Annotated in this window: 10 protein-coding genes; 2 read left to right on the plus strand and 8 right to left on the minus strand. The window is 45.6% G+C overall.

Annotated elements, in window-relative coordinates:
• Entirely contained in the window at window positions 1-948 is a 948-nt protein-coding gene (locus EL84_RS28975; protein ID WP_047843960.1) for a helix-turn-helix transcriptional regulator, read from the minus strand.
• 212 nt (window positions 949-1160) lie between these two features.
• Window positions 1161-4700 (minus strand): S-layer homology domain-containing protein, encoded by a 3540-nt coding sequence (locus EL84_RS31555; protein ID WP_200904551.1) that lies wholly within the window; start codon window positions 4698-4700, stop codon window positions 1161-1163.
• A 610-nt stretch (window positions 4701-5310) separates the two neighbouring features.
• Between EL84_RS31555 and EL84_RS31025 the strand changes: the two genes are divergently transcribed.
• Complete coding sequence (locus EL84_RS31025) at window positions 5311-6270, plus strand: hypothetical protein (protein WP_053061644.1); 960 nt, start codon at window positions 5311-5313, stop codon at window positions 6268-6270.
• A 486-nt stretch (window positions 6271-6756) separates the two neighbouring features.
• Here the strand turns inward: EL84_RS31025 and EL84_RS28995 are convergent, their stop codons facing one another.
• Window positions 6757-7218, minus strand: coding sequence for a MarR family winged helix-turn-helix transcriptional regulator (locus EL84_RS28995; protein WP_047843962.1), 462 nt, complete (start codon window positions 7216-7218; stop codon window positions 6757-6759).
• 135 nt (window positions 7219-7353) lie between these two features.
• Between EL84_RS28995 and EL84_RS29000 the strand changes: the two genes are divergently transcribed.
• Window positions 7354-8232, plus strand: a complete 879-nt coding sequence (locus EL84_RS29000; RefSeq protein WP_047843963.1) for an SDR family NAD(P)-dependent oxidoreductase — start codon at window positions 7354-7356, stop codon at window positions 8230-8232.
• 72 nt (window positions 8233-8304) lie between these two features.
• Here EL84_RS29000 and EL84_RS29005 read toward each other — a convergent pair whose 3' ends face one another.
• From EL84_RS29005 to EL84_RS29025, 5 genes are all read right to left on the minus strand, one after another.
• Complete coding sequence (locus EL84_RS29005) at window positions 8305-9132, minus strand: sugar phosphate isomerase/epimerase family protein (protein WP_047843964.1); 828 nt, start codon at window positions 9130-9132, stop codon at window positions 8305-8307.
• A gap of 146 nt (window positions 9133-9278) precedes the next feature.
• Window positions 9279-10601, minus strand: a complete 1323-nt coding sequence (locus tag EL84_RS29010; RefSeq protein ID WP_047843965.1) for an LLM class flavin-dependent oxidoreductase — start codon at window positions 10599-10601, stop codon at window positions 9279-9281.
• Complete coding sequence (locus EL84_RS29015) at window positions 10583-11779, minus strand: MFS transporter (protein ID WP_053061683.1); 1197 nt, start codon at window positions 11777-11779, stop codon at window positions 10583-10585. The genes EL84_RS29010 and EL84_RS29015 overlap by 19 nt, the downstream gene beginning before the upstream one ends.
• A gap of 153 nt (window positions 11780-11932) precedes the next feature.
• The gene (locus EL84_RS29020) at window positions 11933-12712 is read right to left on the minus strand and encodes a hypothetical protein (protein ID WP_161799453.1); all 780 of its coding nucleotides are present in this window, start codon (window positions 12710-12712) and stop codon (window positions 11933-11935) included.
• 238 nt (window positions 12713-12950) lie between these two features.
• Entirely contained in the window at window positions 12951-16634 is a 3684-nt protein-coding gene (locus EL84_RS29025; protein WP_047843968.1) for a non-ribosomal peptide synthetase, read from the minus strand.
• Between the last annotated feature and the right edge of the window lie 13 nt (window positions 16635-16647).

Consider the following 16647-nt stretch of genomic DNA (forward strand, 5'->3'; position numbering starts at 1 on the left):
TCAGTAGTGTTTTAAGATGTTTTTGGCTACTTCCTTCATTCGGAAGCGTAAAGACTCTGGCTCCAAGACCTCGATATCTCCACCCCAACCAAGTAAATAATGCAATATTTCCTCCGGATAGCGAACACGAAAATGAAAAACAACACCCTCCTCTTGCTCCTCAAATGCATCCATATAAAAATGCAGAGCCTCCATAATTTTGTCAGCAATTTCAGGTTTAGCCCGGATTAATACTTGTTCGTTACGGTCCTCAGGAGGTCGATAACTGTTTAGATCAAAATCCGGTGGCAAAAGGAATCGATCCTCCAGCACGGAAAGTTCAGTCATCCGTGACAAACGAAAATGACGAATGTCTTGTCGCATATCACAACGTGCAATTAACATCCAATTCTCCTGAACCAGTGAGAGGCCATAAGGTGAAACCTCACGCATGTTATACCGATGCCCATCCGTTCCCGGCATTTTTTTCAGGTACATAAAGCTGATTTTATGTTGATCCAGAATGGCATTACGTATCTGGTTAAGGTATGTTTTCACCCGCGCTCGGGTTAAAGGTTCAACCGTATGAAGCAGTCGCATCGTTTCCCGAACACGTGTGGATTCATTACGAACGGATTCTGGTAAGATTGCTTCAATTTTTCGTTGAGCCGACTTAGCCTCCATCGCGTATTCTGTATCCATTCTCTGTTCGATAAAATCAGCTCCCATGAGCAGGGATACGGCTTCTTCTGCGGTGAAGCTTACCGGGGGCAGAAAATATCCTTCCATGAGAGAATACCCATGACCCGGAGCACCCATGATCGGAACGCCAGCTTCGCTTAACGCCTGAATATCTCGATATATCGTACGTACACTTGTCTCAAATTGAGCTGCTAAATCTTCTGCTCGTAACATCTTTCTTCGCTGCAATTCAAGCGTAATCGCAAGCTGCCGCTCCGTTTTGTTCATTTTCTAGCCCCCACCGTTTCATCATCCAAACCTAACTTATTCTAACACAGTAACTTGTCTTTTCGTTTCGTGAATTAAAGCAATGGCAAGTCTCAAATATCATCCAAGATGAGATATTCTTAATCCCCAAAAAAACTGATACCCCAAAAGGATATCAGTTTTTTGTCTACTTTATATCTACTTTATATACGGTTAATTCTCTTCTTTACCTCTTACACGTACATGGCCAGCAACAAGTTGTAGATCATCGTCGCAGCTTCCGCTCGAGTCGTTTCACTTCCTGCACGAACCGTATGGTCCGTATATCCACTCACAATCTTGGCCTGCACCGCTGTATCCAGTGCTTCTTGTGCCCAAGATGGCGTCTGCGATGCATCGGTGAAGCTTGGTTTAACGGATGTATTACCAGACATTCCGGCTTGTGCATCTAAACTTACTTTCAGTGCATTTGCCATCATGACAGCCATCTCGGCACGGGTAATGGTGCGATCAGGCTTAAATGTGTTATTACCATAGCCTTTCACGACTCCGGCTTGCACGGCTGCGGCAATATCACCTTTTGCCCAGTCTGGCAGACTACCTTGATCTGCAAATGTCAGATCCGACTCCACGGACTTCAATGCCAGTGCCTTACTGAGCAACGTAACAAACTCTGCCCGTGTGATCTTCTTCGAGGGTTGGAACGTACCATCTGTGTAACCTTGAATCACGTTCATGCCCAACAAACGATCTGCGTAGTCTGAAGCCCAGTGTCCATTCAGGTCAGACAGATTCACCGGTGTGTAACTGGACACAACGAATGTACCCAGATGATTAACATTGGCCGTTATGCTTCCTGCTGCATTCATCTTGCCACCGATAAATACCCAGCTCTGACGAGCTTCATTATAATAGTAGATCGCAGGTTGGGTGCCGTTAGGCAGATCTGCCGAATCCACATTCAGGCTCAATGCCGCCTGATCATTCAATGTTCTTCCGCCACTGCGGCTGATCTGTACAGCTTGTCCAAGTACATTCAGGGAAGCTGTATTCTGCAACTTGTCCTTGGCAACCACAGACACTTGCAGTGTATCCTTGGAACCAATGGCTCCCGATGGAACATTGAATTGCACGATGTCTTTCAAACTCGTTTGGACCGGCTGATTCGCTTCCACCTCTACCTTCACTTCAGTGGATGAATCTGACCCCGTTTCCGGATTGGTTGGTGTGGTTGGAACGGTAGGCGTTGTTGGCACACTTGGTGTGTTTCCTCCAGAATTCCCACCAGAGTTGCCTCCATTACCTCCACCTGAACCCCCGCCACCATTGCCTGAGCGGGCTTGTACAGTCACGGTACGGATAACTTCCTGTGCAGCATTACCAGCGATATCCTTCACGTTATACCGTAGGGTGTAGATTCCTGCTGCTTGTGTGTTCACCGTGCCATCCACCTGTACGGAACCACGGATGCCGACATTATCAGAAGCCTGTGCTCCAGGCTCGTTGTACGTATCTCCCACGTTCAGCGTCATCTGGCTGCTACCTTGCAGGGTGATGACGGGAATCTCACGGTCTATTTTAATGACCAGAGGTAAAGTATACGTTTGTTCCAGATCGTCTGTTGCTCGGAATAAAAGGTTGTGCTCTCCAGGCTCCGTTACCTCCAAAGGTGTATTCTCTGTATAAAGTTCGTACGTCTGCCCTCCATCACGGGACAACTCGATAATCGCGGAAGTAGCAGGCGCGTATACTGCGCTGGTTACACTAACCGTTACGGACTGGTTCGTCCATGTATCCGTGTGATACGGCTGGCCGTCAGCGGTAGTTATGTTGCTTTTTAATACCAACACCTGATTATTCTTGCCTTCCACAATGACAGTGAACGTTTTGGGTTGTGACTCCGTGCCACGTTGCACAGTTGCCGTCAGTTCCAATCGCTCATTATTGTCCGGTTGCGTTAGCAGCTTGCCCTCGTCATTCATTAGTTCCGGGTTGGAGCTGGACCAGCTAATGGTTGCACCATGTTTTCCTTCAACAGGAAGGGTAAGGTCGGAAGTGACCGCGTTCAGATCGCCCAGATCGATTGCTTGAAGCGTATCGGTTACCGCCTGTACATCACTGTAAGGTGTGGCACTCATGAAGATTGGGTTGGAGTAGAACCACAGATCGCGATAGTTGCTATCGTTAATTTGATTAAAACGGGTCGTTGCATCAGCTGTCGTATTTTTTGGATCAAGTTGTGGTTCACCGTCTACAGTCTCACCTGTCACGTTCATGCCCAGATTCGTACCGCGCAGGCGGAAATACTTGTCCTGGTCTGTGGCTTTGATCTTGTACGTGATGACATTATAACCTTCGGCATCTGTCGTCCAATCGTTGGATGTGAAGGTAGCCAGTACTTTGGTAGAATCGTTGGTGTCTTTGGTATATGCGACTGTACCCTTCTGGGCCTTGGCTGTCACATCCCCAGCGATGAGATCAACGTGATCCACCACGGGTACTTGTCCAGCGGACGTACCACTGTTGATTGGATTTTCATAGTTGTTGCTCGTCGTTGGACTCTTGAAGCGAATCTTCAGCTCTACTTCATCGCCTTGGGTCACATGAAGGTCTCCGCCCATCTCAACCTGAGCACCCGCTCCGGAAGCTGTAAAGTCCACTGCGTTGATCAGGTCGCCGAATACGGAAAATGATTTTCCCGAACGCAGTCCATCCAGTACTGCCTGCATGCCTGTACCCTCAACCCACGAATAGGTCTTAGCATATTCGCCAGGAAAATAACCACTGGAATTCGTACCAATTGTCTTGAAGTGGTAGTCCGAATTGCCATAGTTCCAGAAGTGACGTCCTTCTCCCAGCAATGCATCCCATAGTCCGCCAACCTTGGCGACTATATAGTCTACACCGCCGTATGTACGGTATTTGTATCCATCATCTGCGGTCGGATTAGCTACATTGTAGCTTGTGTTGTACCCTCCACGATCCGGTTCCATCTGGTTACCCAACATGCCTTCGATACCAAATACCACTTGTGGAGCCAGATCGTTGAACTCACGGAAGTCCGCGACGGTATATTTGTTTTTGCCGCGTGAAGGGTGGTTGATCATCGCATAACTTGTCGTTGGATAGTTCGTTGCGAGCCAATTGATGGCGGTTAGGGCATCCTGATGAGTCGTGTACGCACGCCCTCCGTTCTGATCCCATTTGGTTACGTCCGCCGCATTAAACAGGTTCGCTGCGCGATTCGTGAAACGGTATTCGAATTCCTTGGCAGCGTTCAGCGCTTCGGTTGAGTTAGGCTCATCCGTAAGAATCCCCACCCCAACATGTTCATGTGTCGGCATGTCCCATTCGAAACCGGAAAAGATCGTTTTACCTGCGTATTTGCCTGCATCCTGAAGTGCCTTGATCTGTGGTACCTGATATTCATTCATCCCTTGAGACATGGGGATTGACCCACTTGGAATGTCTACGCCGTTGTGATCTCGCTTGGATAACCGCAAATGATCCGTAAGCGCGATCCAGTCCAGACCATATTTGGTTAAACCCGCATCGAGCACGTTCTCCAGTGAAACCTGTGCATCATCAGACTCAAACGTATGTACATGCAAATCTCCCGTTTGCCAAGAACCTGTTGCCGAGCTGTTGACTGGCGAGCTATCTCCCGCATCTGCATACGTTATCGCAGCAGGGAAAGCTCCCATGACCATCCCTGTAGCCAAGGGTATAAGTGTAAGCATAGCGAGCACTTTCTTGCCTTTATTAATGAACAAAATCATCCCACCACCCGTTCTAAGTTGTTGTGTCGGGAGTAAATATAAGAGACTTTCGGGGGCAGGGTCAACGGCCTGGAAGTATGTATTTAAAATTTTACATATACCTGCATTCTTTCATATTCCGTTAAAGGTTTTTCTAACTTATCCTAACGAAGTTATACTCTATACTGCTCCATATTGGGGGAGTGAATCTAGGGATAACGCTGCAAATAGGAGGTGATACAAAATTCAGAGATTGTTCACGATTCAGGAAAGTTCCACCACTGCTGTGGATCATTAGGAGGAGAACTAGCGTAGGAGGAATGATGAAGTGGAGAAGATAGTGGGTTTTGTAAAAAAAATCAGGATTGCGTATACGCTGAGCATAGAAAAAAAGCACCCACGAACTACAGGCATAATATGCCCTGAAGCCGTAGGTACTTTGGATTGAGCAGGATTTTGATTCAGCCTTTACATCTTTACTTTTGTGAACTGGGAACGAGTTATTTGTGAAATCCGACCTATCTCCACTTTATAATTAAACTGGAAAAATACGATATATAAACCGATAATGTTGAAGATGGCTAACAACGCAAAGATCATTATTCATTGAAGGAGTTGCACACTTTTGAAAAGATTCTATCTAGGTTTTGGATTAACGATCACCATGATCATTGGACTATTATCAAGCTCTACTCCAACAGAAGCAGCATCGAAGAAAGTAAACTTAAAATTGTCAGATGGAGCGACGTACTATGGTGAAGTTTTAAACGGGAAACCTCATGGTAAAGGAACCGCAAGATGGGGAGAAACCGAAGTTTACTCTGGAGATTGGGTGAGTGGTACGCGGCAAGGAAAAGGCAAGTATACATATACATTAGTTGAAGGTGGAGGTGTCCCCTTTGAGGATTACAATGAATCTAATATGGGCCATGGAACAGGTGAATTCACTACAAAAACCTACACCGGATCATGGATTAATGATACATATCATGGTAAAGGAAAAGAAATTACGCAATGGTTAGAAGTACAGTATCTTACTTCTGATGGCAAGGTTTACCCTGTACATGACCGTTACAACAACACCATTAACGATGGAACATTCAATCAGGGCAAAATGTCTCAGGGATATTACGCAATCCACTCTTCAGATACTGTCTCACTAGGATATACTGATCGTACAACTACGATTGCTCTCAAAAATGATTATTTCAACGAAAAGTTAACTGGGGATAAGGACTTTTTTGACACGATTATCAATTATAAAAAGAAACACGGTTCTTCTGAAAAATATATTGGGATTAAACCATCCGAATTCTCCAAAGGTACATTAACTAGTGGCAAATTCACGGGGGTTACGCATCTAATCGATTATAGTAATTCAGTTAGTTATTCTAAACAAGTCATAATGAACGATAACGTATTAAAAGAGAATCACATAACATCTGCCGTCTTTAATAAGGATCGCAAGAAAATCATTCATGAATTCCTGCAAGCTATTAGGCCCTATTCAGTCAAAATCAATACCATCTCTGACGAGATTATGTCATTAAAAGACATTAACTATGAGGGAATGATCCCTAGGTAGTGGAGGTCACAAAATGAGAAAAAGGCGATGGATTGTGAGCATAGTCATTTTGATTATCATACTTTTCATGAGCGAATTGATGATGTTGTCCTCAGGAAAGGTTGGCGTTCTCAACATAACGCAGAGAGTTATTTCAGGTGCACCTCATGTTATCGTTCAAGGGCAGACACTGTCTTACCAAGGTAAGGTTCATTGGGAGGATATCCAAAGTAGTATCGAAGAATATTCCGCAAGCGATGAAGGAACGGTCTTGTATAAAGCACTAGGCACCCCTGTCCCACCACCTTGGATATATGTGAGAAAAGGAAACCATCAGGGTTTCCGATATAAAATCCCGCAGCTTCCCTGGAAACTATAAAATGATCTGGGAACTTCACGAGCGGACATCACCAGATGTCCGCTTTTGCTATGAATTTGTAGACTACCTCGCTCAATGGTGACATCTCCTATGGTTCAGGTATCAAATACAATCCACTATTGTTCCTCTCACTTTTCTTCCAATCCGTTAAACTGCCTGAGCATGGCGGTGAAACTCTCCAGTTCCTTATCATCCCACCTGGATATACGGTCATAAAAAGCTGACTCCTTCTCCTTGAGCGCAGCGATCGTCGATTGTTGACCAAGTTCCGTAAGAGACAGTAACACCCCGCGCCGATCCTTGGGGTCTTGCTCTTTGCTAACATATCCTGACTTTTCGAGTTGTTTGATTAATCGGCTGACCGAGCTGCGGTCCATTGCATTTGCTTCTGCCAAAGCCGCGGCACTTGTTGGGCCATAGGAGTAGAGCCACCGTACCAGTTGAAAAGCGGCAGGTTGCAGGTTCGCATCAAAACGCTCGGCAGATCGAACGTTAAGCGCATGCGATGCACTGATCAGTGCATGAATCTGCTCACCCAGCGCTAGCTCGAGGGTTGCTCTATCTTTGGTTTTGACTGGATTTTCACTCATTATTGTAAACTCCCTCTCCTCGATACATGAAAGTAGACTCCTGAAATATAGTTGACAAATATCAATTAATATTTATAGTTGATTTATGTCCATTATATAATTCCGAATCTATTCGTGTCAAAAGGAGATCTTCTCATGAAAACTAAACATCCCATTATTGTAATTACCGGAGCAACAAGCGGTTTAGGGCAGCTTGCAGCCATGGAACTCGCCAAACGCGGGGCACATCTTATACTTACAGCCCGAAGCAAGGAACGTGCCGAGGCTACCAGGTACAAAATCAAGGAGATCATGCCTTCTGCCAAAATCGAATTTTTCTATGGAGACTTGTCCTTACTGAGTGATGTAAAACGTATTGGGCTGGAGATTGCAGCCGCTTATCCGCGTATAGACGTACTTTTGAATAATGCCGGACTTCATGCTTTTGAACAGAGAGTCACGTCCGAAGGATATGCCGAGATGATTGCCGTCAACTATTTGGCACCTTGGCTGTTAACGCACACATTGCAATCTTCCCTGATTCAGTCGGGCCATGCCCGTGTCGTCAATGTTGCATCTGAAGCTTCGCGAAATCACGGCACACTGGTATTGCCAGATAACTTAACGGATATCACTCCTTTTACTGCACGTGGTTCCTCTCCAATCTATGGCAAAACCAAACTGCTCAATATTATGTTTACTGGGGAACTAGCCAGACAATGGCGTGGAACCGGAATTCGCGTAAATGCCTTGAATCCTGGCTTTAATGTTACGGGTCTTGGACGAGAGCTATGGTTTGCAAGTGTGCTTGAACGCATGTTAACCTTTTTGCATATCGGCGACCCGCGCCGGGGTGCGGATATCATTACTCGGTTGGCTGTGGATTCGAAGTATGGCGAGGTTTCGGGAGGATATTTCAATGTGGGAACTGGAGCATCTATTGTTCCTATACATCCTGGCGGAGATGAGGCCATGCAAAACAGACTGTGGGTGGTTACGACACAACTGATGAAAGATCACGGCTTGCTGGATTAATCGAAAAAGAACAGGGGGTGTTCCATAAGCCAGAAACATAGCTAGGACCCCCCCCCTCTTTTTTTCAGTAACTTAGATTGTGGCAAATACCTTGTCGAAACCTGCTTTCGACTTAGCCAATATTTCACTCGAACTCAGAGTTGGCGCTGGAGCCAGTACTTCCTGAGCCACCACACCATTATAACCAATCGCCTGCAGATTTCTCAGAAATCCACCCAGATCAATGACCCCTTCGCCGGGATACAAACGCTCATAATCCAGCAATTCTTCAATGGGCAGATCATAAGCATCATTAATATGAACATGAACAACCTGTTCTTTCTTCAGCTTCAACAGATCTTCCATCGGTAAACCATTTGTATGCCAGTGATAGGAATCTACGAGTAAACCTGCGTTAGGCGCATGGATCGTCTCGATCCAGTCCAGCGTATCTTCCACACGCCAGATAAACGGATTCTTCCACTGCGTCCGCAAATGGTGGCAGCCAACAAACTCCAGACCCAACTTAATCCCGTAAGCGTCCAAGATATCTGCGCAGAGTCTCAAGCGTTTCGTAGCCGCTGCCATAAATTGCGCTGCCGGTTGATCCGTTGAGGGTAAAATATACGTGCAACAGCTGTAACAGTCCAGCGAAGCAGAAGCTTCTGCCATAGCGACCAACGATTGCAATCCCTCACGAAACTGCTCATCTGTCGTCCGCCACTCTACCGTCAGACCAGATGAACCGATGATCACCTGATTGCTTTCCAACAGATGTTGCGCTTGTTCTTTACCATACGTTTCAATCAATGAGAGCGGATTCAAATCTACAGATCCGAATCCGTGCTTGGCCGCATCTATGATATATTGTTCATCAGACTCGATGTTGCCCAGTCCCGCATTCGTTAACCCTCTAATCATCCCAATCTCCTCCTGTGACTCGTCTGGAATTGCAGCTTGTGTATCATTTTCTTTATCATTTTATAATAGCAGTACTCTCCGAAAAAGAAACCATCAAAAAAGAGCCGCAACAACGTTACATTAACGTCATTACCGCTCTAACATCTCTATCTCACACGCTCTAACGTATATCGATTACGCGGAATCTCAAGACCCAGATTCTCCCTTAGCGTCTCATGTTCATACTCCGTGCGGAACAGCCCTCGTTCTTGCAGAACCGGAACAACTAGCTCTACAAAATCTTCCAAGCCATTGGGCACCACGGTACGAACATTGAATCCGTCTGCCGCTTCGCCTTCAAACCATTCCTGAATCCGATCTGCGATCTGATCCGGTGTACCAATGAACGATGTACGTGGAGTGGATGCCAGCAATGCCACTTGACGCAAGGTCAGCCTTTGTTCTCGTGCCTGCTGCTTGATTTTGTCTGTTGTACTGCGGAAGCTGTTGCTGCCAATCTCCCCAATCTCAGGGAAAGGCTCATCCAGCGGGTACTGGGAGAAGTCATAATGATCGAAGTACCGCCCCAGATAATTCAACGCCTGATCAATATTCACCAGTTCGGCAATTTCCTGATATTTCTGCTCCGCCTCTTCCGCTGTTCTACCCACAATCGGGCCGATGCCCGGGAAGATCAGGATATCCTCTGCCTTGCGTCCATAAGCCACCGCTCTTGCTTTCACATCGCGGTAGAACTCCCTTGCTTCCTCCAGCGTCTCATGTCCTGTGTAGACGGCATCCGTCGATCGGGCGGCCAGATCTTTACCAGATTCAGATGAGCCCGCCTGGAAAATGACCGGATGCCCCTGCTTCGAACGCCCCACATTAAGCGGACCCTGTACCGAGAAGTGCGTTCCTTTGTGATTCAGCGTATGTAGCTTGGCAGGATCGAAAAATACGCCCTGCTCTTTGTCTCCGATAAAGGCATCGTCCTCCCAGGAATTCCACAGGCCTTTGACCACATTCAAATGTTCTTCCGCAATTTCGTAGCGTAGCGCATGGTTCGGATGTTCGCCTTTGCCAAAGTTAAGGGCCGATCCTTCCAGAGGTGAAGTAACCACATTCCATCCGGCTCTCCCACCGCTTAATTGATCTAACGAAGCAAATTGCCGCGCAACCGTGAAGGGTTCACTATAGGAAGTAGACAATGTAGCAACCAGCCCGATGTGGGAAGTTGCCCCGACGAGTGCGGACAGAAGCGTCAAAGGTTCGAAGCGATTGAGAAAATGAGGATTGGACTTCTCGTTGATGAAGAGGCCATCTGCAATAAAGAGCAGATCAAACTTCCCTTTTTCCGCGATACGCACCTGCTTCTTGTAGAATTCCAGGCTAACGCTCGCGTTAATGGGAATATCCGGGTGACGCCAAAAGGAAATGCTGTTACCCACTCCGTTCAGATTAGCTCCCAACTTCAATTGTCGTTGCGACATATATATTCCTCCCTATGTTGTGGTGATGACACTGCCCAAGCCGCTCCAAGCAATACAATGCCTGTGAAGAGAAAAATAAACGGAATACCGATCCATCCACCGAGCAAACCACCGATTAACGGTCCGAGTACAATACCGAACTGACTCGCCGTCTGACTCAGACTGACAGCCCTCCCACGAAAATCGTGATCAGCATACTTGATGATCAGCGCATTAAGCGCCGGATAAACCGCGGCAAAGAACAAACCATAAACAAATCGCAAGCTGCCAAAATAAATCAGATTATTTGCTGTCATTTGCAGCAGACTGCCAATTCCGCCGCCAATCAGACCGATAAACAGTGTTTTCTCGTATCCGATCCTTCCACCAATCTTCCCCCATCGCGGCCCCATAATGACGGTTGCCACACCAATCGCCGAGAAAACAATCCCTGCACTAAGTGTTGCACTGCCAACATCTCCGCCAATCTGAACCACATAGAGCGTCAGCACCGGTTCGATGATGAGCACGGAGGTCGAGACTAGGAGAATCAAACCGTAGATTCGCATCAAGCCGGGCGTGGAAGCCGCTCTTTTCAAATCCCCTATGATCCTTGTTGGAACGATCGTACGAGCTTGTCGTGACTCCTTAACACCGAGAACCATCAGAGCCGCGAGTAACGTAATCACGGCCGATGCAATGAAACATCCCCGCAGTCCGATCCAGTGACTCAACACACCACCGGCCAGAGGACCAAGAATCCCACCCGCAGCGCTGGCCGTGGAGATCACACCAAGTGCATAACCCACCTGTTTCTCCGGAGTATTGGTGCCAATCAGTGTAATCGAGGCGGGATGAAAACCAGCCATGAGTCCCTGAAAGACCCTCACCGCGATAAACGTATACGGATCGTAAACAAAGAAGTTAGCCAGATGTGCAATACCTAGCCCCACTCCGGAACGGACGAGCATCAGTTTGCTGCCATATTTATCAGCCAGCGATCCCCAGAAAGGTGCGCATAATCCACTGATCAGAAAGCTGATGGAGATCGAAATACCAGACCAAGCTTCCAGACCGCTCTGGATACCAAGATCATTTTGCAGGAATATAGGAAAGAACGGAACGGATAGCGAGTACGCCATATGATTAAAAAACAGGCCGAACCACAGAATATACAGATTCCTCTTCCATTGTGGCATCTTGGCATTCTCCATACTATATAATTCCTATTTAAAAAGTAGGTTATTATCCATATTAGGGTAACGTTATCGGAAAGTATAATAGAAAAGTTCAATAGACCCATTCAAGAATTAAATGAATGGGTCTATCTTATCGGCGATACATCGTATTGGTTATTGTCCTAACTGTGATTGATACTCGTATTCGAATACATGTTTCATAATAGCCAATTCCATATTTTTCAATTCAATGATTTTATCAAGCATGACATCATACTTTTTGTATACACCCTGCTCCATGATGAATTCATTCATATACATGACCAGATTACGGAGTTTCAAAGCTTCGCTTACCAGTTCTTCCAATCGGATTTTTAACGAAGGATCGGGGAGAAAGTCAAGTATGGCTTGAGCAAGCAGTTGTTTATGTTCGTAAAGCAGGTGAAAAGGATGTATAGCAAACGGCTGATTTTGCATCCCTTTCTTCTGCATCCCCAGCATATCAATCATCTTATCGTATATTTCACTTCCAAGATAACGGTGATCCTTTCTCAGAATACTGCGAACTTGATTAGTCTCTCCTACGTATTCTTTCAAAATATTCATTAGATCCTCTTTGGAAAACTGGAGAACCGTTTCATAATAATATTCACTGGGTTCCTTATACTCATCTGTCTTTTCAATGGCCCATATTCCGTTTAGGTAATCCGTAGACCATTCAGCATCGAAATTCGAATCTTGAATAACAGTAATCTCATCATAGGGAAGCCATTTCTCACCGTAGAATCCATCCCAAAAATCATGGCACAAAAACTCTTTACGATCCAAATCAAATCCAGAGATGAATACCTCATGTTTACCACCGCCAGGAATATTTCTCAGGAAATAAATATAATTATTCTTTTGAATTAGTTCCACTATAAAATCTTGCAGTTCCCACTGTTTTAAAATCATATCTCTATCGTACACCCTTGTAATCAACATAGGGCATGTCGACATTTTGAATTTGTGCCAAGGATAATATTGTGAACAGACGTCCAATCCATAGCCCCCTTCATCATTGTGACTCAGGATGACCAATAGAAAATTATGATAAATCCAGCTACGTGAACGCTTGTCCAAATCTAGCATCGAAAAGAGACTCGCATGATGTGGGTAGGTAGTCATTAAAGGCTCGTTCATTTGCAATTTTTTAATCATGACTGATCTCCAATCCTGAGCAATTTATTAAGTTATGCTTCTCCAGTTCATGAATGGCTTCCAGCTTGCTTGTGAATTTTCTCCACTGATTATGTGTCATATTCTCCCGATATACCGCCTTCGCCAGCACGTTACGTAACTCACTCCACTGATCCTGTATTGCCTGAGCAGCAGAAACAAGATCGGTATGATGTTCATATAACCGTTGCATACGATAGGTTTCGACCTTTTTGGCATTCACAATGTCTACAATGGATTGTAGAACAAGTTCAGCATAGGCCATATCAGGTGAATCTTCTTCATTGAACTGATACGTCTTCTGTATGAAGGACAGAAGATGACTCAGTTCCTGATTAATCTCCCCTGGTGTAACGCGTACATGATCAATAAACATGTCACGCAGTTCTCCCAACATTATATTGTTTCTTTCATGTTCGACAGTTTCACAAGCTGAAAATGCGTAGAACGTGGGTACTTCTTCTTCCTCCATGAAAAGCCGTACGAATCCTTCGTAAGCTTGTACAATATCATTCATAGGCATCTCCATCGGTTGATACGTGAGATTGTCCCGGTGATCATGTTCTATTACATGGAACACTTGCCGCTGGAGATCATACCCATAGATTAATAAGGAATGAGGCCAGTGGGTACGTAAATACATGTCTTTGCGCAAGGACTCGTAATAACAGTCAACTCGGATAATTACTGGGCGGTTCAAATTAACCGCTTCTATAATCTCTTTTTGTACATCCTCGCTGTAGGTCTTCGTTTCATAAGTTAGCCCCATACGCTCAATTAGCTGGGCATCTGATAATACAGCTTGATACTCTAATCGGAGTATGCCCTGATGTTCATCGAATCTATAGTGCATTCGGTCATTGATCATCACAGGCAGTACACCAATAGAATAGAGGTTTAATACGGGAAAAAGTGAATTATAGAAGCAGTTTTTGTAGAAAACATCATTAAACGCCTCTATTCCTGCGATGATAACTATTGGCCTATGGGAATGATGTAAGATAAGGTGATCCGCTTCCGCTGTTGCCCCGACTTCTTCGGTAAATTGCTCCATTGCACCATCTGTCTCTGGCATATCCTGCTCTTCAAGAAGTATCTCTTTTTCAGAGTTATACTTATCCGCTTCATACCCCTTGTTTCCAAGCACTTCAGCCAGTGATGCAATGGTCTCATGCCGCATCACTTCATCAACAGTAAGCGGAATACTCTGCCTCTCCATATTCGCCTCAAGTTTGATGACATTCAGTGAATGCCCTCCAATTTCGAAGAAGCGGGCATGAACGTCTATCTCTTTCAATTGCAATAGATCCGACCACAATTCGGCGAGCACCTGCTCTAATGCATTGCGTGGAAGTGTAATATCCGTCCCTTCTCCCTGTAAGAGCAAGGGATCTGGAAGAGCCTTTCGGTCCAACTTCCCATTGGCCGTATATGGCATATGATCCAACATGGTGTATCTGGAGGGCAGCATATATTCAGGCAATTCTGTCAGCAAAAAAGATCGCAATTGCTCCTGATTGATACTTTGGCTCTCCGTTACTGTGTAATAGGCACATAACAGGGACTGCCCATCCTGATCTGACCGAACTGTGACCGCAGCAGCCGAGATAGCCGGGTACTGGAGCAACCTGTTCTCGATCTCCCCAAGTTCGATCCGATAACCACGTATTTTCACTTGAAAATCTGAACGACCCAGATACTCCAGATCTCCATTCGCATTGAGTCGTGCGAGATCTCCTGTTTTATACATATAAGCGCCTTCATGAAAAGGATCTTTTACAAACCTCTCGGTCGTAAGCTCAGGTCTGTTCCAATAACCTCTGGCTACTCCATCTCCTGCGATGCATAACTCTCCCATTGCCCCGATTGGCATATGCCGATGCCGCTTATCCAGAATATAAATACGGGTATTGGCAATCGGATGACCAATCGAAATTGTCGAGGTAGGTGAAAGTTCCTTAATGCTCGACCATATTGTTGTTTCTGTGGGACCATACATATTGTAGATGCGGGCAGAGGTCATCCCCGTGATCTCCTCATACAAGGCATACGGTAGAGCCTCCCCTCCGATCATCAATATTTGAATTACGCTCCATACCGGTGAATCTACTGTAAGTCCAATCTGAAGCATTCGCAGTCGAGAAGGAGTTATTTGTATTAATTCAATGTTATGAGTAACAATTAGATGCGCAATACGGCTTGGACTTAACTGATCCTCCTCTACTGCCATTATCAGTGTTAACCCGTTAGCGAGTGCCCCAAGCGTTTCCAGTACAAAGATATCAAAGGAGAATGTTGTGAGGGCGAGAATTCGTTTGCCAGTTTCAAAAGGAATGCTGCGGGATACACCTTCCACAAAGTTTCTTAGTGCCCGATGTTCAATCATGACCCCTTTTGGCCTGCCTGTAGATCCGGAAGTATATATCAAATAAGCCAACTGCTCCGACGAAACAACTGGCAGTGAGATATGTTGGTCATCCCATTCTTCCAAGTGAGAAATATCGATTATTGGGCCTGTGTATATGAGTGAGCCGATCAGATCGGGCTTCGTTAGCAAAATCTCAGTCTGGCTATCCTCCAGCATGAACTGCAAACGATTATTTGCATATGCGGGGTCCATCGGCATGTAAGCAGCCCCCGCCTTAAGTACACCCAGCATAGCCAAGAGCATGTCTTCCGATCGGGTTAACAGAATTCCTACAACGGCACCTGATCTTACTCCCTGAGCTAACAGGTATTTCGCAAGTTGATCTGATTTGCAATCTAAGCTTTGATAGGTAAGAATATGATCTCCGCAGATCACTGCGGGAATATCCGGCTGTTGTGCAGACCAAGACTGAATCATCTGGATGATTGAACGAACTTCAGGAAAACGTATCTCCGTATCATTCAGATGTTGAATAACCTGGTCTTCCTTGAGCGAGAGCATCTTTATATGATGTAATCCCTCATCTGGATGGGCTGTACACATTGAGAGCACACGCATCACATGGTCTACAATCTGTTCAATGGTTGCTGGAGAATATAATGTGGCATTGTAATTCATGCGCAACGCCAGCCCCACTTTAGACATTTGAAGTGAAAATACCATATCGGCTAGGGGGCCTGTTTCCTGTAAATTCGCCTGCATATTGTCCATACGAACCACAGTGGCCACCCTTGGCAAGTCTGTCCCTTCATGACCAAGCAATTCAAGAATTTTCTCCAGCGAAAGATGGTTATACTTTTTGGCTGCACCCACAAGGGTCCTGAGTTGAAGAACAAGCTCCTTAAAAGAACACTCTTCACCAAAATTGATGCGAATAGCACGTAGTTGACTTGAATTTGCTGCACCAGACGAAGCGGTAATACCTACAGTTATATCGTCATTGTCCAGATAACGGTGTAACACATATGTGACACCTGCCAGAAGAAGAATAAATGCCCCAGCTTCGGTGTTCCCGGAGATACGAAAGATTTGTTCTGAAACAGGTTGAGGAAATGCAAATTGCATCTCCTCAAACACTTGCTCACCCCATGTTCCCCTCGTTTTTTCACCAGGGAACATGCTGAATTGAAGGTCCCCCGAGAGATGGTTTAGCCAATATTGCTTCTCCTCTTCGAACTTTCGGCTCGATAATAGCAAATTTTGCATGAATGTACCTGGCTCTGCTGACAATTAGCACGCCTCC

The sequence above is a fragment of the Paenibacillus sp. VT-400 genome, assembly GCF_001029205.1.
GTDB classification, from domain to species: domain Bacteria; phylum Bacillota; class Bacilli; order Paenibacillales; family Paenibacillaceae; genus Paenibacillus; species Paenibacillus amylolyticus.